The 20,850-nt window shown below is 60.8% G+C and carries 21 protein-coding genes; 10 read left to right on the top strand and 11 right to left on the bottom strand.

What is annotated here, in order from left to right:
* Positions 1 to 3: 3 nt before the first annotated feature.
* Together H9C73_RS00305 and H9C73_RS00300 are read right to left on the bottom strand one after the other, a co-directional pair.
* Entirely contained in the window at positions 4 to 270 is a 267-nt protein-coding gene (locus H9C73_RS00305) for a hypothetical protein (RefSeq protein ID WP_236013989.1), read from the bottom strand.
* Positions 270 to 875 carry a YjaG family protein gene (locus tag H9C73_RS00300; protein WP_209285776.1) on the bottom strand — a complete coding sequence of 202 codons (606 nt, stop codon included), beginning with the start codon at positions 873 to 875 and terminating at the stop codon, positions 270 to 272. Before H9C73_RS00300 ends, H9C73_RS00305 begins: the two co-directional genes overlap by 1 nt.
* Positions 876 to 1,012: 137 nt before the next feature.
* On the opposite strand from H9C73_RS00300, the gene H9C73_RS00295 reads away from it, so the two are divergent.
* The 4 genes from H9C73_RS00295 to H9C73_RS00280 all read left to right on the top strand — a co-directional run bounded on the left by H9C73_RS00295 (position 1,013) and on the right by H9C73_RS00280 (position 7,163).
* The gene (locus H9C73_RS00295; protein WP_209285775.1) at positions 1,013 to 1,564 is read left to right on the top strand and encodes a TRAP transporter small permease subunit; all 552 of its coding nucleotides are present in this window, start codon (positions 1,013 to 1,015) and stop codon (positions 1,562 to 1,564) included.
* Positions 1,561 to 2,940 carry a TRAP transporter large permease gene (locus H9C73_RS00290; RefSeq protein ID WP_209285774.1) on the top strand — a complete coding sequence of 460 codons (1,380 nt, stop codon included), beginning with the start codon at positions 1,561 to 1,563 and terminating at the stop codon, positions 2,938 to 2,940. The genes H9C73_RS00295 and H9C73_RS00290 overlap by 4 nt, the downstream gene beginning before the upstream one ends.
* A 102-nt stretch (positions 2,941 to 3,042) precedes the next feature.
* The gene (locus tag H9C73_RS00285; RefSeq protein WP_209285773.1) at positions 3,043 to 5,286 is read left to right on the top strand and encodes a putative bifunctional diguanylate cyclase/phosphodiesterase; all 2,244 of its coding nucleotides are present in this window, start codon (positions 3,043 to 3,045) and stop codon (positions 5,284 to 5,286) included.
* A gap of 44 nt (positions 5,287 to 5,330) precedes the next feature.
* Entirely contained in the window at positions 5,331 to 7,163 is a 1,833-nt protein-coding gene (locus H9C73_RS00280) for a sensor histidine kinase (protein WP_209285772.1), read from the top strand.
* Here H9C73_RS00280 and rep read toward each other — a convergent pair.
* Entirely contained in the window at positions 7,138 to 9,153 is a 2,016-nt protein-coding gene (rep, locus tag H9C73_RS00275) for a DNA helicase Rep (RefSeq protein ID WP_209285771.1), read from the bottom strand. The genes H9C73_RS00280 and rep overlap by 26 nt on opposite strands.
* Before the next feature lie 206 nt (positions 9,154 to 9,359).
* On the opposite strand from rep, the gene H9C73_RS00270 reads away from it, so the two are divergent.
* Positions 9,360 to 10,592: a putative bifunctional diguanylate cyclase/phosphodiesterase gene (locus H9C73_RS00270; RefSeq protein ID WP_209285770.1), complete on the top strand. Its 1,233-nt coding sequence runs from the start codon at positions 9,360 to 9,362 to the stop codon at positions 10,590 to 10,592.
* Here H9C73_RS00270 and H9C73_RS00265 read toward each other — a convergent pair.
* Positions 10,558 to 12,075: a YifB family Mg chelatase-like AAA ATPase gene (locus H9C73_RS00265; protein WP_209285769.1), complete on the bottom strand. Its 1,518-nt coding sequence runs from the start codon at positions 12,073 to 12,075 to the stop codon at positions 10,558 to 10,560. The genes H9C73_RS00270 and H9C73_RS00265 overlap by 35 nt on opposite strands.
* A gap of 41 nt (positions 12,076 to 12,116) precedes the next feature.
* Positions 12,117 to 12,392 carry an accessory factor UbiK family protein gene (locus tag H9C73_RS00260; protein WP_209285768.1) on the bottom strand — a complete coding sequence of 92 codons (276 nt, stop codon included), beginning with the start codon at positions 12,390 to 12,392 and terminating at the stop codon, positions 12,117 to 12,119.
* 284 nt (positions 12,393 to 12,676) lie between these two features.
* On the opposite strand from H9C73_RS00260, the gene glnK (H9C73_RS00255) reads away from it, so the two are divergent.
* From glnK (H9C73_RS00255) to glnK (H9C73_RS00245), 3 genes are all read left to right on the top strand, one after another.
* Positions 12,677 to 13,015, top strand: a complete 339-nt coding sequence (gene glnK / locus H9C73_RS00255) for a P-II family nitrogen regulator (protein ID WP_010324569.1) — start codon at positions 12,677 to 12,679, stop codon at positions 13,013 to 13,015.
* A gap of 43 nt (positions 13,016 to 13,058) precedes the next feature.
* On the top strand, positions 13,059 to 14,333 hold the full coding sequence (locus H9C73_RS00250; protein ID WP_209285767.1) for an ammonium transporter: 1,275 nt from the start codon (positions 13,059 to 13,061) through the stop codon (positions 14,331 to 14,333).
* Positions 14,334 to 14,471: 138 nt separating this feature from the next.
* Positions 14,472 to 14,810 carry a P-II family nitrogen regulator gene (glnK, locus tag H9C73_RS00245; protein WP_209285766.1) on the top strand — a complete coding sequence of 113 codons (339 nt, stop codon included), beginning with the start codon at positions 14,472 to 14,474 and terminating at the stop codon, positions 14,808 to 14,810.
* 48 nt (positions 14,811 to 14,858) lie between these two features.
* On the opposite strand, the gene H9C73_RS00240 is transcribed toward glnK (H9C73_RS00245), so the two are convergent.
* Positions 14,859 to 15,011 carry an entericidin A/B family lipoprotein gene (locus H9C73_RS00240; RefSeq protein WP_236013988.1) on the bottom strand — a complete coding sequence of 51 codons (153 nt, stop codon included), beginning with the start codon at positions 15,009 to 15,011 and terminating at the stop codon, positions 14,859 to 14,861.
* A 117-nt stretch (positions 15,012 to 15,128) separates the two neighbouring features.
* Here H9C73_RS00240 and astA point away from each other — a divergent pair, with 117 nt between their 5' ends.
* Positions 15,129 to 16,163, top strand: coding sequence for an arginine N-succinyltransferase (astA, locus tag H9C73_RS00235; RefSeq protein WP_209285765.1), 1,035 nt, complete (start codon positions 15,129 to 15,131; stop codon positions 16,161 to 16,163).
* Here astA and H9C73_RS00230 read toward each other — a convergent pair.
* Positions 16,135 to 17,403, bottom strand: a complete 1,269-nt coding sequence (locus H9C73_RS00230) for a sensor histidine kinase (protein WP_209285764.1) — start codon at positions 17,401 to 17,403, stop codon at positions 16,135 to 16,137. The two genes, astA and H9C73_RS00230, sit on opposite strands and share 29 nt — an antisense overlap.
* Positions 17,400 to 18,131, bottom strand: coding sequence for a response regulator transcription factor (locus H9C73_RS00225; RefSeq protein ID WP_209285763.1), 732 nt, complete (start codon positions 18,129 to 18,131; stop codon positions 17,400 to 17,402). The genes H9C73_RS00230 and H9C73_RS00225 overlap by 4 nt, the downstream gene beginning before the upstream one ends.
* A gap of 137 nt (positions 18,132 to 18,268) precedes the next feature.
* Between H9C73_RS00225 and H9C73_RS00220 the strand changes: the two genes are divergently transcribed.
* Positions 18,269 to 18,724, top strand: a complete 456-nt coding sequence (locus H9C73_RS00220) for a Spy/CpxP family protein refolding chaperone (RefSeq protein WP_209285762.1) — start codon at positions 18,269 to 18,271, stop codon at positions 18,722 to 18,724.
* Positions 18,725 to 18,746: 22 nt separating this feature from the next.
* Here H9C73_RS00220 and H9C73_RS00215 read toward each other — a convergent pair whose 3' ends face one another.
* From H9C73_RS00215 to trmB, 3 genes are read right to left on the bottom strand one after another with little or no spacing between them, the layout of a single operon-like run.
* The gene (locus H9C73_RS00215) at positions 18,747 to 19,664 is read right to left on the bottom strand and encodes a DMT family transporter (protein WP_209285761.1); all 918 of its coding nucleotides are present in this window, start codon (positions 19,662 to 19,664) and stop codon (positions 18,747 to 18,749) included.
* 7 nt (positions 19,665 to 19,671) lie between these two features.
* A complete protein-coding gene (locus H9C73_RS00210; RefSeq protein ID WP_209285760.1) occupies positions 19,672 to 20,112 on the bottom strand; it encodes a GlcG/HbpS family heme-binding protein in 441 nt (146 codons plus the stop codon).
* A gap of 19 nt (positions 20,113 to 20,131) precedes the next feature.
* Positions 20,132 to 20,824, bottom strand: coding sequence for a tRNA (guanosine(46)-N7)-methyltransferase TrmB (trmB, locus tag H9C73_RS00205; RefSeq protein ID WP_209285759.1), 693 nt, complete (start codon positions 20,822 to 20,824; stop codon positions 20,132 to 20,134).
* Between the last annotated feature and the right edge of the window lie 26 nt (positions 20,825 to 20,850).

Here is a 20,850-nt window from a genome sequence, read left to right as displayed (position 1 = left end):
CCTTTACATGCGGCGTCGATACAACCCGGCAATACACAAGAAAAGACCCAGCACCGACAGCAGCATGCCGCCGTTCACCCACAACGGGTGGCGCACCATGAAGGGCACGAACGGATGGTTCGCATCGGCACTGTCACACTGCGCCGCGGTATAGTCCCAGCTGCCGCCCTGATCCAGGCAGGCATCGGCCAGCGACAGGTCATAGAGGTAGCCTCCCATCAGCAGCAGGGCCGGCACCACCAGCAAGATCAATCCCAAGCGCAGCAGCATCAGTCGTCGTCGCTGATGCCGATGTTACTGACACCCTCGTTGCGTGCCAGTTCACGCAGGGAGGCAACCCATTCGGCATTGGGGTGTTTTTGACCACGCACGCGCTCGATCACCTCTTCGCGGAAGTCATCTTCAGCCAGCATCAGGTCATGGGTGTTGATCAGCTTGACCAGCTCTTCATCAGACAGCTGGTCATCCCCTTCGGTCACTTCCAGAAAGGTGGCGACACATTCACGTGACAGCTGCCCGATACTGGCCGCCGCGCTGACGTCCTTCTCCAGAATGCAGCTCAGGGTCGCATTCAGGGCGACAACCGCGTCCAGCGCCGGCAGAGCACCGTACATGTCGTACTCTTCCAGGTCCGGCATATTGGCCTCAACGGCTTCCTGCTGGACCTCGAAGTTCATCTTCCCGGCACGACCGGTCAGGCTGTCCCAGACACCATCCAGAATCTGGCGCAGCTTGGCCGCATCGCCGAACTCAACCAAACGTGCGAAGAGCGCAAAGTTGGGAAACATGCGTTCGGTCATTGCAGCCGAAAAGGCGGTCAGCTGCCAGGGCTCGAAAGTCTCCAGCTCAGGCTCAAGATTGAGCAGTTCGGTCATGGGGTTTCTCCACTTGGTGACGGTCGGACTATTGTACGGCTTTGCAGGCCCGAGCAGTAGGGGCGGGGGCTGCTCCCCCCACGGAATTACCTGATATACTCGAGCCCGTTTACCCACTAATAACGAGAACAAGAGCAATGAATCACCCCCACCCTGCTGCTGCCCTGATCCGGCTGCTGGACGGGTTCAGTGAATGGACCGGTCGCCTGATCAGTTGGCTGACGCTGTTCATGGTTGTCGCGACGTTTGTCGTTGTGGTCATGCGCTATGTGTTTGAACAGGGCAACATCGCCCTGCAGGAATCCGTGGTGTACATGCACAGTTTCGTATTCCTGCTCGGCGCTGCCTACACCCTCAAGCATGACGGTCATGTACGCGTCGATATCATCTACCGCCCCCTGGGCGAGAAAGGCAAAGCCATCATCAATCTGATCGGCACCCTGTTCCTGCTGCTGCCGGTCTGTATTTTCCTGTTCTGGATCTCCTGGGAGTATGTGGCCACCTCGTGGTCACTGAAAGAAGGCTCTCAGGAGGCGGGCGGCATCGCCTATCGCTATGTGCTCAAGTCAGCCCTGTTGGCCATGCCGGCCATGATGGTGCTGCAGGGCATCGCGGAACTGCTGCGCAGCCTGCTGGTGCTCACCGGCAAGGCTCACCTGCCACCGGCTGAAGAGGAGCATGCCCTGTGACCGAACTACTGCCACTGCTGCTGTTTGCAGGCGCCATTGTCGTGCTGCTTATGGGGTACTCCGTCGCCTTCTCTCTGGCGGGTACCGGCCTGCTGTTTGCCGCCATCGGCACCCTGACCGGGCACTTTGATGCGGTTTTTCTGGAAGCCGTCCCCAACCGCGTGTTCGGAGTGATGAACAATGAGGTCCTGATCGCCGTTCCCCTGTTCGTATTCATGGGCGTGATGCTGGAGAAATCCCGCATTGCCGAAGAACTGCTCGATACCATGGCAGCCCTGTTTGGCACCCTGCGCGGCGGCTTGGGTATCTCGGTGACGCTGGTGGGCATGCTGCTGGCGGCCAGCACCGGTATCGTGGGTGCCACCGTGGTCACCATGGGCCTGCTGTCACTGCCGACCATGCTCAAGCGCGGCTATGACCCCGCCGTTGCCACCGGCACCATCTGCGCCTCGGGCACACTGGGCCAGATTATCCCGCCCTCCATCGTACTGGTCCTGCTGGGCGATGTGATCTCCTCTGCCTATCAGCAGTCACAGATCGACCAGGGCATCTTTTCACCGGAAACCGTGACCGTGGGCGACCTGTTCCTGGGCGCACTGATTCCGGGCCTGCTGCTGGTAGTCGCGTATATCGGCTACATGGTGTTTGTCGCAATCACCCGCCCGCGTGCGGTTCCGGCCATTCCGGAGGAAGAGCTGAACCAGATCACCAACCTCTGGCTGCGGGCGCTGAAGGCACTGGTACCACCGGTGGTCCTGATCGGGCTGGTACTGGGCTCCATTCTGGGCGGGTTCGCAACCCCGACCGAGGCCGCCTCCGTGGGGGCAGTGGGAGCCATGGGGCTGGCCGTCATGCGCCGCGCCTTCAACCTGAAAACCCTGAATGAAGTGATGCGCTCCACCACCCAGGTCAGCTCCATGGTGTTTATCATCCTGGTCGGCGCGTCCATCTTCTCGCTGGTGTTCCGCGGCTATGGCGGTGACGATCTGGTGCGCGACTTCCTGCATGACCTGCCCGGCGGCGTTTTCGGCGCCATGGCCATCGTCATGCTGATCGTCTTCCTGCTCGGCTTCTTCCTCGATTTCATCGAGATCACCTTCGTGGTGGTCCCGATCGTGGCACCGATTCTATTGAGCATGGGGCTGGATCCGGTGTGGCTGGGCGTCATGCTGGCACTGAACCTGCAAACCTCGTTCCTGACACCGCCGTTCGGGTTCGCGCTCTTTTATCTCAGGGGGGTCGCGCCCGAGCATGTGTCCACAGGCCAGATCTACAAAGGCGTGGTGCCCTTTATCCTGATCCAGCTGGCCATGCTGGCGCTGCTGGCCTGGCAAACCGGGCTGGCGACCTGGCTGCCAACCGCAGTGTACGGATAAGTGTCGCAATAAAATAACAGCTGACTTCTTGCATTTCGCGCTGACGGGTCCACACTTTCCCATATCGGACTTAACAGCCTTAATGCGAATGGTGCCCCCCCCATGCCAAGGAGTCAGCTGTTTCAATTCAAGTCGCCTGACGTTGCCAAGGCACGCTCGAGCGCATCACTGCCCCCCTGGAAGGTTCTGAGTGTCGAGGATGACCCGGACTACCAGGCCTCTCTCAAGCATGCCTGTGCTTCCCTGCAGGTGGATGAGCGTCCCATCGAATTAATGACCGCCCGCTCGGCACTGGAAGCGGCACGGATTATTCCGGAACACCCTGATATCAGCGTGATCCTGCTGGATGTGGTCATGGAAGAGGATGATGCCGGCCTCAAGCTGGTCAGCACGATCCGGGAGTTCATCGGCAACCAGCTGGTGCGCATCGTACTGCTGACCGGCCAGCCCGGCATGGCCCCCCGCACCGATATCATGCGGCACTACGATATCGACGATTACTGGTGCAAGTCGGACCTGACTCACGACCATCTGCTGTCGGTGATGAACGGCAACATCCGCACCTGGGACCGCACCCGCCAGCTCGAGCGCGCACGGCAGGGCCTGCAGATCATCGTCGATGCCTCCCAGTCACTCAGCCAGCAGCGCGACCTGCAGCAATACACCCAGTCCGTGCTGTCGCACCTGGGTTCATTGCTGGATGTTCAGGCCGGCGGAATTGTCTGTGCACTTCAGCCTCAGGATGCGGGGCTGGATGAATCTGATGTCATGGCCGCCAGTGGCAAATTCGCAGGCCTTCAAAACCACTCCCTGCAGCATATCGCAGACCGGGAAATGCTCGGCACAATTGAGGAGGCACTGGGCAGCAGGCAGCATATTTACATGCCGAGCTATACCGTCCTGAACTTTGTCGAAGCCGAGCAGGGTGACAATCGCTATCTTGTAGTGGTGCAAACGGATCGAGCGCTGGAGCAGGCAGAAATCAACCTGCTGGAGGTGTTCTGCGAGAACATCAGCACCGGTTTTCGTAACATCGCACTCTATAACCGCCTGAACCGGCTGGCCTATCAGGACACCCTGCTGGAAGTGCCCAATCGCAACTACCTCAAGCGTGCACTCAGGCAGATGACCACCCCCGAAAGTGAGCAGCACCTGTTTATCACGGTACGGCTGCACGAACTCAATGACGCGGCGCTGATCTTCGGTGAGGACTTTTGCGATGATGTGCTACGCGCCCTGATTGAACGGCTGAAGTCACTTTGCGAAGGCCCTGCACTGGTAGCACGGCTGGATCGCTACGACTGCGCCCTGCTGGCACCTGCAGCCGAGATCCATCCCGATATTCAACAAGCGCTGCAATCCACCTTCTGTATTGACGGTGCCACCCATCATATTCAATCCATCACTTCCGTGGTCCAGCTGAAAGACTGCATCGACAGCCCTGCCGAGCAGGTCCTTCGGCTGGGTGAGCTGGCGGTCGAAGGGGCGCTGCGTGACGGCAAGCGTTTTGTGACCTATGACCCCAGCCATGAACAGCAGATGCGCGAGCGCCAGCTCCTGCTGGACAAGCTGCGTCAGGCGCTGGACCAGAAGTCCTTTACCCTGGCCTTTCAGCCCAAGGTCTGCCTGCAGAGCGGTACTCTGAAAGGTTTTGAAGCACTGGCCCGCTGGACCGACCATGACGGCACACCGATTTCACCCGGCGTCTTCATCCCGTTGGCCGAAACGGCAGGGCTGATCAACGAACTGGATTTCCAGGTGTTCGAGATGACACAGGCATTCGTGCAAAGACTGAAGGAGCAGAGTACCCCCGTACCCGTGGCTTTCAACACCTCGACGCTGGACCTGCTCAGCCCGGAGTATTTCGAACACCTGCTGACCCGTATCGAGGCTTCCGGCTCCCCCGAGCTGCTGGATATGGAGATCACCGAGACACAGGTGATGGAAGAGTACGAACAGACGGCACAGCAGCTGCACAAACTGCGTCAGATCGGGGTGGGTATCAGCATTGACGATTTCGGGACCGGATATTCCTCCCTTTCGCATATCACGGACCTGCCTGCCAGTACGCTGAAAATTGACCGCGCGTTCGTCAGCCGCTTGGGTGAATCCGAGGATGCCTTGCATGTGGTCGAAATGATTCTGCGACTCAGCGAGCGCTTCGGCTTTGAAGTGGTGGCAGAGGGCATTGAAACCGAGTATCAGCAGCAGGTCCTGACATCCCGCGGCTGCACCACCGGCCAGGGCTTTCTCTTTGCCCGCCCACTGCCGCTTGAAGAGGCACTCAAGTACGCGCGGGAGCATTATGGCAGCGAGGCAAGCCGGGAGGACTCCTCATCGCCGTAATACAGCGCAAGCGCCGGCGGTTCTTGATCTGGCTGGCCCTGTTTATGCCACTGTTGCTGGTCACCGGCATCACCGCCGGGGTGACCTACAGCGAACTGTACCGGCTCAAGCTGCAGCCGGTGATCAGTACCCAGACAACGCTCATTGACCGGCTCAGCGCTCGCCTCAATCGGGAACTGGGCTATCTGGCCCAGCTGACCCGCATCCTTCAACAAAGCGTTGCTTTCAGAGATTCTCTGCAACTGGACAGCCCACTCGATATCACTCTAATGAGTCGGCATTTCAGCCGCTTTGGCGAGGCCTCGGCGCTGATCTCCCAGATCCGCTGGCTCGATCATCAGGGCCAGGAGCGGGTTCGCGTCAACCTGTCGCCACAGGGCGCACAGCCTGTTTCTGATACACAGCTACAGAACAAGCGTAGCCGCTACTATTTTCGGGAGGCGCTGCGACTGGCACCCGGTGAGATCTACCTGTCGCCACTGGACCTGAATGTCGAGCAGGAGGTGCTGGCCATGCCGCCGGTCCCGACGGTGCGCGCGGCCATGCGCACGACCCCGGTAGACGGCCTGAAACCCGGCGTACTGGTGATCAACTTCTCGCTGACCGAACTGTTCAAGGAGCTGCGCGAACTGCAGCAGCCCGACCGGAAAATTGAATTGCTGAACGCACAAGGCTATTGGCTGGTCCATCCTGCACCCTGGCGTGAATGGGGGTTTCTGTATGACCAGCCCTACCTGTCGCTGGCGCAGGCGGCGCCGGCACTCTGGCAACAAATCCGTCAGCAGGCCAACCACCGCGGAGAGCGCTCGGGCGGACATATCTGGAGCCATAGCCGAATCCAGCCGCTGCCATCAGAGGAGCGCTACTGGCACCTTATTCTGTCCGGTTCACCGGATACCCTGGCTCAGATTCGACGCAGTATCGCCCTGCCCACGGCGGCCATCAGTGCACTGGTGCTGCTCACCGGCGGCGGTTTTCTGTGGCGGGTCGCCAAGGGGGAAGACAGCCGTCTTCAACTGCTGAAGGATCTGAGGCAGGAGCAATCCGAACTGCGACAGGCCAATCAGGAGCTGAAACTGTCGCTGGAACGTCAGCAACAGTTGCAGAATGAGCTGGTGGAAACCCGCAAGCTTTCTTCTCTGGGCATGATGGTCGCGGGCGTGGCACATGAATTGAACACCCCCACGGGCAGCACTCTGGTCACCCTCACATCGCTGGAGGACTCTCTGCACAAGCTGGAGCAGGCGGTTGATCAGGGTGAACTGACCGAAGACCAGATGCATGCCTACCTGAAACATGCGGACGAAGGTTTCCGCCTGGCACACCGCAATCTGGAGCGCGCTGCAGGCCTTGTGCGCAGTTTCAAGCGGCTGGCCGTGGATCGCAGTCTGGATGAGCCCGTGACCTTCCGGCTGCGCGACTGTACGAACGATCTGGCCAACAGCCTGAAGCCAAGGCTCAAGCACGGCCAGGTGAAATTGACACTGGACATACCCGAGTGCGAGCTGTTCAGCCACCCGGGACTGCTGTCGCAGGTACTGCAGAATCTGGTTGAGAACGCCCTTGAGCATGCCTTCCAACCGGGTGAGGCTGGCCATATTCGGATCGAAGGACGGCTGCTGTCAGGCGATCAGCTGGAATTGAGTATCAGTGACAACGGCCGTGGCATCCCCGCTGAAGAGCACTCCCGACTGTTCGATCCCTTTGTGACCAGCGGCCGCAGTGAAGGGCACACCGGGCTGGGGCTGCATCTGGTACATCAATGGGTCACGCAACTGCTGAAAGGCTCCATACAGCTGGACAGCGCACCGGGCAAAGGCACCCGGTTCAGGCTGCGACTGCCCCTGCGTTTCACAGGTCGTCAAACATCCCCTTGAGGCTGTTCAGTGTCGCCCGTCCCTTGGCCCGATTCTGTTCCGGGCGGTCATCGCCCCGCCCCTCGTGTTCCAGATCATCGGTCGGCAGCTCGTCCAGAAAACGGCTGGGCATGCACTCCTGCCACTCGCCAAACTGGCGCCGCTGTTTGGCCAGCGTCATGGTGAGGGTTTCCCGTGCGCGGGTAATACCCACGTACGCCAGCCGCCGCTCCTCTTCGATGGTATCCATTTCGATGCTGTTGCGATGGGGCAGCAGCTCCTCTTCCATGCCCAGCAGAAACACGTGCGGAAACTCCAGCCCCTTGGAGGCGTGCAGCGTCATCAGCTGCACCTTGTCGGTGTCGTCCTCCTCATCCTGCTGGTTCAGCATGTCCAGCAGCACCAGCCGCGCGATCGCTTCTTCAATGCCGGCCTCGGGGTCATCCTCCTGCAGCCGCTCCAGCGTACTGCCCAGCGATTCCACCAGAAAATAGACGTTCTGCATCCGCTTCTCCGCCACCACCTCACTGGAGGCGTTCTGGCGAATCCAGCCGGCATAATCGATCTGATCGATCAGGGCATGGATCGCCTCGATCGGGTCGCCCTGCTGGCAGCGGGTATACAGCTCGTCCATCAGTGCGCAGAAACGGCGCAGTCGTTCGACCGCCTGAGGCTGCAACTGCTGCTCCAGCCCCAACTCGCCGCAGGCCGAAAACAGGCTGATCTCCCGTGCCGAGGCATATTCACCCAGCTTGTGCAGCGTGCTGGGCCCGATTTCACGCCGGGGCAGGTTGATGATGCGCAGAAATGCGTTGTCATCATCCCGGTTGATCAGCACCTTCAGGTAGCTCATCAGATCCTTGATTTCAGCGCGGGCAAAAAACGAGGTGCCCCCGTTGAGCTTGTAGGGAATCTGATAATTCTGCAGCTTCATCTCGATCAGGCGCGACTGATGGTTGCCGCGATAGAGCACGGCAAAGTCGCGAAACGCAATCCGCTGACGCAGATGCCGATCCAGAATTTCGGTGGCAATACGCTCGGCTTCCGCATCGTCGTTACGGGTGTGCAGGACACGGATGGGCTCGCCATACCCCATTTCGCTCCAGAGCGTTTTCTCGAACACGTGAGGGTTGTTGGCGATCAGTGTGTTGGCCGCTTTCAGAATGCGGCTGGTCGAGCGGTAGTTCTGCTCCAGTTTCACTACTTTCAAACTGGGAAAATCCACCTGCAGCTGCGCCAGGTTTTCCGGTCGCGCCCCTCGCCAGGCATAGATCGACTGATCGTCATCGCCCACGACGGTAAGCCCACCGCGATGGCCGACCAGCTGGCGCACCAGCCGGTACTGGGACAGGTTGGTATCCTGATATTCGTCCACCAGCAGGTACTGTATGCGGCGCTGCCAGCGCTCCAGCACCTCGGGATGATCACTGAACAGCTGTACCGGCAACAGGATCAGGTCATCAAAGTCGACCGCGTTGTAGGCCCGCAGGTGGCGTTCATAGGCTTCGTAGGCGTGTCCGGCCAGAATATCGGCGGGGCCTTCTGCCGCCGCCAATACCTGATCCGGCGTGACCATGTCGTTTTTCCAGTTGGAAATACGATGCTGAATCTCGTTCAGCTGGTCGGTATCTTCATCATTCTGCAGCAGCAGGTCACGCAGCAATGCCTTGCTGTCCTGATCGTCAAACAGCGAAAAGCCGGACTTGAGCCCCAGATGCTTGCGCTCCCGGCGGATGATCGACAAGCCCAGGTTGTGAAAGGTTGATACAGTCAGCCCGCGTGACTCACCGCCCTGCAGCAACTGGCCCACACGTTCCTTCATTTCCCGTGCCGCCTTGTTGGTGAAGGTCACGGCCGCGATACGGCGTGCCTCAAACCCTGCCTCCCGGACCATCCAGGCGATCTTGCGGGTAATCACGCTGGTTTTGCCGGAGCCGGCCCCCGCCAGCACCAGCAGAGGGCCGCCAATGTAGTGCACCGCTTCGCGCTGACGTGGATTTAATTTGCTCATGACACCTCAAAAAAACTCAACCCGGCCCCATAGCGGCCGATAACCTTTCAGCTGCTGCTTGGAAAACGGGATCGACGGCCCGGGAGTTCAGCCTGCTGGCAAAGCGTGCTAACCTCGTCCGGCGATCAAAGTAGTCGCCTATTATGACATGGCCCCCTGATAAACTCAGTTCCCCATGCGCCAAGGTGCAGGGGGGAGGAAGTACCATGCAGGCAGAATTCGCACAGACCCGTTCGGGCGCCTCGACGCCCACTCTGGTGCTGGTCAGTGCCTCCCGCAATCTGGAGGCCTGCTGGCAGGATTGGCTGACACCCTGGTGGGGCGGTCAGCTCCACTACTTCGACTCCATCAAGCCAACCGTTTCTGTTCTGCAACACCTTCACCAACCCATTCTGCTGCTGGATGTAGCCGATCCCGAACAGGCCAATGATGCTCTGGATCAAGCTCGCCATGTGCATCCCAGTGTACCGGCCGTATTGCTGCTCCAGCAGGCCCCGGATATGGAACTCTGGGGGGCCCTGCTCGACGATCCGCTGAATGACTACCTGCACCTGCCCAGCAGCAACCCGGACACGATCCGACGCATTCTGCGCTACTGCACCCTGCAGCAGCGACATGCGGAAACGCCCAAGCTTCCGCCCAAGCCCGACCTGTCGTTGGAGGGCTATGACCCTGAGCTCTGGCGAGCGTTGCAGCGCGAAGAGTTCGAACTGTTCTACCAGCCGCGTATCGACCTGCGCCAGGGCGAGATCTGCGGAGCCGAAGCCCTGATCCGCTGGCAGCACCCGGAGCGCGGCCTGCTGCCACCGGACACCTTTATCCCCAGCTGCGAAACCTCGGGCCTGATCGTACCGCTGGGCTACTGGATCATTCAGGCGGCCGGACAGGCCCTGCCGGCCATGCATGAAGCCGGTCTTGCCGGTCGCATCGGCATCAACCTTTCATTCCGTCAGTTCCAGGACAGCTACCTGGCCTCCACCATCGAGCGACTGCTGGATGAACACAAGATGCCGAGCCATGCACTGGAGTTCGAGCTGACGGAAACGGCGCTCTGCAATGATGAAGAGCATGTCCGCAGCACCATTGAGCAGCTCAGCCAGCGCGGTGTGGAGTTCTCACTGGACGACTTCGGTACCGGCTATTCTTCCTTCAGCCTGCTGCAAAAGCTGCCGATCACCACCCTCAAGATCGACAAGTCCTTCGTGGACGGGATTCCCGGCAACCCGGACGATGAAGAGATTGTACGCGCCATCATCAACCTGGCCCACAACCTGAAAAAACAGGTGATTGCGGAAGGGGTGGAAACGCGCGCCCAACTCGAATTCCTGATTCGACACGACTGTGATCAGGTACAGGGATACTTCTTCAGCCGCCCTGTCCCGCTGGATCAGTTTCTGACGCTGCTCAGCCGGCGTCAGCGTCATCAACACACCCTCTGAACGCCAGCGCTTCCAGCAGCTGCGCGGCCTCTACCCTCGACTGCCCCGCCAGATCGGCCAGTGTGCGTGCGACCTTCAAAATGCGATGACAACTGCGTGCCGACAGCTGATAGCGCTCCATGACACGGGTTAAAAGCACCCGTCCATCCGCGTCCAGACCGCAGACCTGCTCCAAAACGGTGCCGCCCAGATCCCGGTTCATACAGCCCTGACGCACCAGCTGACGTTCATGGGCCCGCACCACGCGCTGGCGTACTTCGGCGCTGCTTTCACCGGGCTGAGTCGGTGCCAGCAGAGCGTCAGGCGGCAGCGCCGGCACATGCAGTTGCAGGTCGATACGGTCCAGCAGCGGACCGGAAATTTTCTGCTGGTAACGCCGTATCTGGTCCGGCGTGCACAGGCAGCGATCCGTACCATCGCCGTGATAGCCACAGGGACAGGGGTTCATGGCTGCGACCAGCTGGAACCGGGCCGGGTAAAGCGTCTGGCGCATGGCGCGCGAAATCAGGATCTCACCGGTTTCCATGGGCTCACGCAGCACTTCCAGCACCCGACGCGGAAATTCCGGCAACTCGTCCAGAAACAGTACACCCTGATGCGCCAGCGAAATTTCACCCGGCCGCGGATGGCTGCCGCCACCCACCAGTGCCACCGCCGAGGCGGTATGGTGAGGGGCCCGAAAGGGTCGGACACCGTCACAGGCCGGGCGGACATCGCGCCCCGAGATGGAGGCGATTGCCGCGACTTCCATCCGCTCGCGAGCCGCCAGATCCGGCAGCAGCCCGGGCAGTCGCGCGGCCAGCATGCTCTTGCCGCTCCCCGGCGGTCCTGAAAAAAGCAGATTATGGCCGCCGCTGGCCGCCACCTCCAGTGCGCGGCGCGCCTGCAGCTGGCCCTTGACCTCGGCCAGATCCGGCATGTCGACCAGGCCAACATCCGATTCGGACACCACCACCGGCGCCAGCGGCCGACGCCGCAGCAGGTGTTCGACCAGCTCAATCAGGTGTACCGGTGCCAGCACCTCCACCTCTTCTGCCATTGCCGCTTCCTCGGCATTGTCGCGAGGCACCACAAGAGTGCGTTTAAGGCGGCCGGCTGCCACCGCCGCCGGCAGCACCCCGCGAACCGAGCGAATCTCGCCCGACAGGGAGAGTTCGCCCAACACTTCCAGGTCGGGGGTCGGCTTCCAGCCCTTGAGCTGTCCGGAGGCGGACAGGATGCCGATGGCAATGGCCAGATCATAGCGTCCGCCTTCCTTGGGCAGGTCGGCGGGTGCCAGATTGATTGTGATGCGGCGTTGCGGGAAGTCGAACCCCGCCGTAATCAGGGCACTGCGGACCCGCTCACGGCTTTCTTTCACGCCCGTTTCGGGCAGGCCCACAATGGACATGGAGGGCAGGCCCCCCGAGAGATGTACTTCCACCGAAACCGGTGGCGCACTGATCCCGAGCTGTGCCCGGGTCTGAACAACGGCAAGTGACATGACACCATCCTTGTGTCGCGTATTTCGGGTGACGCCTGGGGTTAGCCTTCCGTCGGCGCGTCGTCTGTGGCGGCGGCGGGCGCTTCCAGTGCCTGGAGACGCTGCTCCAGCTGTTCCAGACGCTCACGGGTCCGCATCAGCACCGCCTGCTGGGCATCAAACTCTTCCCGCGTCACCAGATCCAGGCGTGCAAAGGTGCCCTGCAGCAGGCTGCGCATCTGCTCCTGCAGCTCCTGCTGGCCCGGAATGTCAGGGCGCCCCGCCAGGAGTTGATTGAATTGACCGGACAGGCTGTCGATCAGTTTCTGGTGAATCATGGGTCTCTCCATCAAAGTGGTCAGCTGATGCGCCCACTATAAACCAGATTGGGGCTCAGGTCAGACCGGCCATCGCGCACCAAAAGAGCACACGCACCAGTTTGGTGCAATATTTTCTGCTCCAATCTGAAGCCCGCCCGCCTCTGTTAAGCATATTTCATCGTAACCACCTGTTTAAACAGCAAAAAAAACTACTTGGCACAACCTTCGCTTATACCGGGCATAGCGCCAGCATCCTGAATGTCGGGATGTCCGGATCAACGCATAGCCTAGAGGACACAACGATGAAACTGATCTCAGCGATCATCAAACCGTTCAAGCTGGATGATGTACGTGAGGCCCTGTCCGACATCGGCGTTCAGGGGATTACCGTTACCGAAGTCAAGGGGTTCGGGCGCCAGAAAGGCCACACCGAGCTGTACCGTGGCGCCGAATACATTGTCGACTTTCTGCCCAAGGTTCGTATCGATGCGGCCGTAGCAGACGACATTGTCGATCAGGTGCTGGAAGCGATCAGCAAGGCATCGCACACCGGCAAGATCGGTGACGGCAAGATTTTCGTGACACCGCTGGAGCAGGTGGTTCGCATCCGAACCGGTGAATCCGGCCACGACGCGCTATAAGTCCACTTGACCAAGATTCCGTTTATCTCTGGAGGATATAACAATGGAAGAACTGCTGAACTCAACAGCCGGGGATGTGACCCAGCTGAAGTACGCGGTCGATACCTTCTACTTCCTGATGTGTGGTGCATTGGTGATGTGGATGGCGGCCGGTTTTGCCATGCTCGAGGCGGGTCTGGTGCGTGCCAAGAACACCACCGAGATTCTGACCAAGAACATCGCCCTCTACGCCATCGCCTGTACCATGTACCTGCTGTGTGGCTACTACATCATGTACAGCTCAGATGCCGGTGGCGTGCTGCCGAGCCTGGGTGCACTGATCGGTGATGAAAACGCGGTCGATGCCGTTCTGGCCGGCGGCGATGACGCACCTTACTACTCCATGCGTTCCGACTTCTTCTTCCAGGTCGTGTTCGTGGCAACCGCCATGTCCATCGTATCCGGTGCCGTCGCCGAGCGTATGAAGCTGTGGGCGTTCCTGGCCTTTGCCGTCGTCATGACCGGCTTTATCTACCCGACTTCCGGTTACTGGACCTGGGGCGGTGGTTTCCTGAGCGAAGCCGGTTTCTCTGACTTCGCCGGTTCCGGTATCGTCCACATGGCAGGTGCTTCTGCTGCTCTGGCCGGTGTTCTGGTCCTGGGTGCTCGTAAGGGCAAATACGGCAAGAATGGTGAAATCAACGCCATTCCGGGTGCCAACCTGCCGCTGGCTACTCTGGGTACCTTCATCCTGTGGATGGGCTGGTTCGGCTTCAACGGTGGTTCCGAGCTGAAACTGTCTGATGTGGGTGAAGCCAACGCCGTTGCCGAAATCTTCGTCAACACCAACGCTGCCGCTGCCGGTGGTGTGATCGCTGCCCTGATCGTTGCTCGCCTGTGGTTCCGCAAGGCGGACCTGACTATGGCGCTGAACGGTGCTCTGGCCGGTCTGGTCGCCATCACGGCTGATCCGCTGTCTCCGAGCGCGCTGGCCTCTACCCTGATCGGTGCGATCGGTGGTGCTCTGGTGGTTGTCTCCATCGTGGCGCTGGACAAGCTGCGTATCGATGACCCGGTCGGTGCCATCTCCGTGCACGGTGTAGTCGGTATCTGGGGCCTGCTGGCCGTACCGATGAACAACGGTGATGCAACCTTCGGCGCTCAGCTGCTGGGTATCGTCTCCATCTTCGGCTGGGTCTTCATTGCCAGCCTGGTGGTCTGGATGATTCTGAAAGCGGTCATGGGTGTCCGTGTCAGCGAAGAAGAAGAGTACGAAGGGGTCGACCTGGCCGAGTGTGGTATGGAAGCCTACCCGGAATTTACCGGCGGCAAGAAGTAAACCCGCTACCGGATACTCCCTTCAGGCTGCGCAGATTATGCGCAGCCTTTTGATTATGGGTATACTGGCGCCCAAGGAGTCTCCACCGAACGACGGTGGGTACACTGGGACTGCCCCAACATTGCGAGGACTTGAATGATGAAACTCGTCACAGCGGTGATTAAACCGTTCAAGCTGGATGACGTTCGCGAGGCCCTGTCCGATATCGGCATTCAGGGCGTAACCGTGACCGAGGTAAAAGGCTTCGGCCGCCAGAAAGGCCACACGGAACTCTACCGTGGTGCAGAGTACGTGGTCGACTTCCTGCCCAAGGTCAAAATTGAGGTCGCCATCGACGACGATATGCTCGATCAGGTGATTGAGGCGATCAGCAAGACTGCCAACACCGGCAAGATTGGCGATGGCAAGATCTTCGTCATGCCGCTGGAGCAGGTGGTGCGTATCCGTACCGGCGAGACTGGCCCGGACGCCCTCTGATTGGCCGGCCGGCCTTCAGGGCCGGCCTGCTCTTGATGAACCCGTCTATCAGTTCTGCGCATCCTGCGCGGCTTCACGAATCGCTTCGCCCGCCTTGGACAAATCCTTCCCAGCCCCTTCAATGGTGCTGCATCCGGCCTGAAGACCAAACGCCAGCAGCAGCCCCAGACTGGCCATCAAACTGAACAGTTTTTTCTGCATGGTGAACCCTCATCATGTGACGCGACTTGATCATACGGTCAGCCGATCCGGGATGGCATTTCGGCTGTACGCCTCTATTCTATACTGAAAACGGACCCGGTGACGCAGGAGGCCAGGATGCTGAGAGTACGACCGATCAGAGCAGGCGATGCAGGCCTGCTGCAGCAGATTTCGCGTGAGGCCGGCCCCGGTTTCACCTCACTGCCGGACAACCCGGAACTGCTCAACACCAAGTTGAGGCAGTCGATCGACGCCTTTGAGCGCACCCACGAGCCGGCACCGGTGACCTACCTGTTCGTGCTGGAAGACACGGAGACCGGCGAGGTAATGGGTACCAGCGGCGTCACCGCTGCAGTGGGCCTGGACGCGCCCTGGTATCACTACCACATCGGCACCATCGTACATGCCTCACATGAACTGGGCATTTACAACGAGTTCCGCACCCTGTACCTCTGTAACGACTACACCGGCAGCTCGGAGCTCTGCTCCCTGTTTCTGCGCCCGGACAGCCGTGGCAGCGGCGGGGGCGGTCTGCTCTCCCGTGCCCGCTTCCTGTTCATGGCACAGCACCCGGAGCGCTTTGCCGATCGGGTTATTGCCGAAATGCGCGGTTTTACCGACCATGACGACAGCAACCCGTTCTGGGAAGGGCTGGGGCAACACTTCTTCTCCATGCACTATCGCAAGGCCGACTTCCTGACCGGCTCGGGCAACAAGGTGGTCATTGCCGAGCTGATGCCCCGGCATCCGATCTACATTCACCTGCTGCCGGAGGCTGCCCAGGCGGTGATTGGCGAAGTACATCCGAACACCCGTCCCGCCTGCCAGCTGCTCAAGTCACAGGGCTTCCGGTATGAAAACTATGTGGATATCTTTGACGCGGGCCCCACGCTGGCGGCGCGGCCGGAGGAGATTCATGCCATCGCCCGCAGCCGCTGTGTGGAGGTGGTCATCGACTCGACACCGCCGCCCGCCAGCGCACGTCCATTCCTGATCAGCAATACCCAATGCGAGCACTTTCGCTGCACCCAGGCCCGGGTGCAACCGAACCTGAAACGGGTGCATCTGCTGCCGGAGGTGGCCGCTTGTCTGGACGTGAGTGCGGGTGATCAGGTGCGGCTGGTCAGCCTGCCGGCGGCAGCTGGATCCTGAATTCAAAACCGCCCTCCGGGCGATTGCACGCACTGAGCGTGCCACCCTGCTGATCCACGGCACGGCGGGCAATGCTCATGCCCAGCCCGAAGCCATCCCCCTGATCGCCACGGACGAACGGCTCAAACAGGCGCGGCAACACCTCGGGATCGACACCGGGGCCGGTATCCTGCAAGCGCAGGTCCAGTCGGCCATCCGCCCTCTGCTCCAGCAGCAGGCATGCTGCGCTGTCCGCAGGCGTGTGACGCAGCAGGTTTTCGATACCGTTCTGCAGTGCCTGCAGCAGCAGTTCACGTCGACCGAGCCAGAACACCTCCCGGTCGGGCAGCGTCAGCCTGAAGGGACGCTGGGGCTGCCTCAGCTGCACGTCTTCTGCCAGCGACCGGCACAGGGCCGACAGTGAAAATCGCTCGGGAGCCTTTGACGCCTGCTCCCGACTGAAACTGAGAATATCGCCGATCAGCGCATCCAGACGCTCGCATTCACGGTTGATGCGCGCCATCATCGGGTCATCCGCCGTGAGGCGCTGCTCGATCAAACCGGCGGCCGCCTGCAGCCGGGCCAGCGGTGCCCTCAGTTCATGTGACACATCCTGCAGCAGGCGCTGACGTGCCAGCAGCGTCTGCTCTACCGATTCGACCATGCAGTCAAACTCACGGGTCAGCTCACCGATCTCGTCCTGCCGTTGACTGAGCCCGGCATCGGCCCTGAGGGTCAGGTCCTGAGCCTGATGCAGGTCACGCACATGATCCCGCAGGCGCCGAATCGGCCGTACCACCAGAGCCCCCAGCAGCAGGCCCGACAAGCCGGACACCACCAGAATCAGTACCATCTGCACCGAAAACAGGCGTCCCAGCAGCCGTTCCACCATGAACGCCTCGCGAGGCAATGCCACCCAGGCGCGGTATTCGTGCCCGCTGTCCGTGGTCAAGGAAAGCTTGAGGGATCGATGTGACGGGCGCTCGAGCTGCGGCAGCAGGGGCTGCTCACGCTCGGTGTCGTACAACCAGACAGGCACCGAGCGATGCCGGCCCGGCAGGCGATACCAGTCCTTCACGCCCGCTTCATAGCGCTCCAGCATCAGCATGGCCTGACCACGGGCACGCGCCTCCAGCAGTGCAAGGCGCTGGTCCTGATCGTAACGGCTGCTTAACAGCAGAAAGGTCCCGCCCATGCCCACCAGACTGACCAGCCAGATCACCAGAAACATCTTCCAGAACAGACGCTGGTACCACTTCATGCCAGACTCCTGACAAACTGATAGCCCTGCCCGCGCACGGTCTTGATCCGTTCGGCACCATCCGCTGCAACGGCCGCCAGCTTTTGACGCAGCCGGCTCACGTGTACATCAATGGCCCGGTCATAGGCGGTCAGCTCCCGGTGCAGGACCCAGCGGGTCAGGTCCTCCTTGCTCAGCACCTGTCCGGCATGCTGCATCAGGTAGGCCAGCACGTTGAACTCGGCGCTGGTCAGGTGCAGCGGTTCATGGTCATAAGTTGCTTCCCGCTGGCCCGGATCCAGCACCAGATTGTCCGCTTGCAGAACACGCCGAGGAAAGGCGCCGGCTTCCTCGGTGCGCTCGCCATTGCCCCCGGCACAGCGCCGGAGAATGGCCTTGATCCGTGCCGACAGCTCTCGCGGATGGCAGGGCTTGGACAGATAATCATCGGCGCCCATCTCCAGACCCAGAATCCGATCGATGGCCTCGCCCCGGCCCGTCAGCATCAGCACGGGCACGTCCAGACGGGGGCGCAGTTGTTGCAGCAGCTCCAGCCCGCTCATGCCCGGCATCATGATATCCAGCACGATCAGATCCGGCGGCGACGCCTGCAGCACGTCCAGTGCGGCCTGTGCCGAATGCACCGAGGCAACCTGATAGCCCTCGTGCGACAGGTATTCCGACAGCATGGCACAGAGTTCCGGATCATCATCCACCAGCAGCAGCCGGGCTTGAGTCTGATGTTGCATATACTTTCCTCCTGCCATCATTCTAGGGCGCGGATGCCTGCTTCCGAACGACCTTTACCTAACTTTACCCCGTCGGCACACAACTTTGCGCACGTCTTCCGCATACTGCCCCTACATCAACACAGGAGGCATTTCCCATGAAAACACGCAAATGGGTGGTAACAACACTGGCCTTGTCACTGGTCGCCGGCAGCAGTGCTCTGGCCTATGCCGGGCAGAAAGAGGGCTGTGACAAGGGAATGCAGCGCGCCGAGCGTCATGCCGACCGGCTGGCGGAGCGGCTGGACCTGGACCCGGCACAGACGGCATCGCTGAAGGCGCTGTTCAACGATCAGGCTGCCCAGCGGGCTGACCACCCGGGGCAGGGCAAGCGGATGCACGGACTGCAGGCACTGGACCCCAACGCGGCGGACTATCAGCAGCAGGTGCAGGCACTGATCACCGAGATGCAGCAGCAACTGGCCGAGCGGATACAGGCCAGAGCCAGTTTTCAGGCATCACTCTATGCCATTCTGACCCCGGAGCAGGAGCAGAAAATGGCCGAACTCCAGGCCCGCAAGGCGGCACACCGGGGACATGGCCACGGGCATTAGGGTGCGGGTGATCGCTGGTAAATCAGGCTTCGGCCGCCAGACGGGCCCGCAACTTTCGCTCCTGGCGCTGGCTCAGCAGCGCCTGGGCGATCCCCGAGCCCAGAATCAGACCACAGCCGGACAGCTGCATCAGGTTCAGGGACTGGTCAAACAGAACCCAGCCAAAGGTGACCACCGCGATCGGCTCCATGTAGGCCAGGGTGCCGAAGGTGGCCGCCGGCAGCTCCCGCAGTGCCACCACCGCAAACAGGATCGCCAGAAAGCCCGGCAGCAGACCGGCCATGAAGAGCCAGCCCCACTGGGCCGTCGAGATACTCTCCCCCTGCTGCAGCATCAACGGCAACATGCACAGGGCACCCGCCAGCAGCTGATACCAGCACCGGGTATAGGTATGCACGCGGGCGGGCATGATCCGGTTCATCAGGATAAAGCCGGCATAAGCCAGCATCGCCAGCAGTGCGAACAGCATGCCGGTCGCATCCTCCGGGTTATCGAAGCTGAGCTGAAACTCCATCATCATGGCAAACCCGAACAGTGCCAGCAGTATCAGGCCGATTCCCGCAGGGCTCAGGCGCTCACCCATGCAGAAATGGGCCACGATGGAGGCCGTCACCGGCGACAGATAGACCATCATGATCGCATTGGCCATGCTGGTGTAGAGCATCGCCTGCACGTAACAGACAATAAACGTCGACAGCAGACCGCCATTGATCAGGACACGCCAGCCCGGCCAGTGCCAGAGCAGCCGCGCCTGCCCGACCAGCAACAGGTAGGCCAGCATCAGCACGGCCCCCAGCCCCAGGCGGTAGAATGTGAGGGTTTCGGCACTCAGGCCCGCGTAACGGGAGATCACACCGATGGTCCCCATCAGGACAGCGGACACGACCGCCATCAATAAAAAGGGGGCTGAACCAGCCCCCTGTTGTGTCTGTGTTGGCATCGGGTGGTCAGCCTCCCTGCTCAATTCCCAGCACCGCAAGCGCGGCCTGCGCACAGGCGATATCCTGCTGCTGCGAGGCGCCTGATACACCGACGGCCCCCACACACTCATCATTCAGCATCACCGGCAGGCCACCGCCCAGCATCAGCAGATCCGGATGGGTATCCAGTGCGGCCAGCAGGTGCACATCCTCGGCGTTCCTGTCGCGAAAGAAGTTGCTGGGCACCTTGAAACCCGCCGAGGTCCGCGCCTTGCGCAATGACAACTGAGAGGTCTGCGGCGGGGCATCATTCATGCTCAGCTGCGCCAGCGGCTGTCCGGCGCGCCCGACCACGGCAATGCTCACTCTCACCCCCTGGCGCTCGGCCTCTTCCGCCGCGGCGGTCACGGCTGCCAGAGCAGCACGGTAGTCCAGCGAGGTGTGTGATACAGTCAATGACGTGGTCATGGCAGGCTCCTTGTGCAGCTTATTCGGTGCGTTCAAACATCAGATCCCAGACACCGTGCCCCAGGCGCTCGCCGCGCTGCTGAAACTTGGTGACCGGACGCCATTCGGGCTGAGGCGAGTATTGTCCCTCACCGGCCCGGTTACGATAGCCCTCGGCGGCGGACATCACCTCCATCATGTGCTCGGCGTAGTTTTCCCAGTCCGTCGCCATGTGGAAGCAGCCGCCCACTCGCAGTTTCTTGCGGATGCTCTGGGCAAAGGCCGGCTGAACGATACGGCGCTTGTGGTGGCGCTTCTTCGGCCAGGGGTCCGGGAAAAACAGCTGCAGCGTATCCAGACTGTCATCCGGAATACACTGTGCCAACACCTCAACCGCATCATCACAGTACACGCGAATATTGGTCAGCCCTTCCTCGGCAACACGGGCCAGCAGGCGGCCGACACCCGGCGGATGCACTTCGATGCCAATAAAATCCTTCTCGGGCGCATGCCTGGCCATTTCGATCAGGGAATCACCCATGCCGAAGCCGATCTCGAGCACCACCGGCGCCTCGCGGCCAAACACCTCGGCATAGTCAATACGACCGTCGCCGAGTTCAAGGCCGTAGCGTGGCCAGTTCTCATCCAGCGCGCGCTGCTGGCCTTCGGTCATGCGGCCGGCACGCACCACAAAGCTGCGTACGCGACGGATCGGTTTCTGTTCGTCTGTCATGTCGTTGTTCACATTCAGGGCGCCAG

Source organism: Marinobacterium alkalitolerans, from assembly GCF_017776525.1.
In the GTDB taxonomy this organism is placed as follows: Bacteria; Pseudomonadota; Gammaproteobacteria; order Pseudomonadales; family Balneatricaceae; genus Marinobacterium; species Marinobacterium alkalitolerans.
The sequence above is the reverse complement of the archived record's forward strand: the minus strand, read 5'-3'. Positions and strand labels throughout refer to the sequence as shown.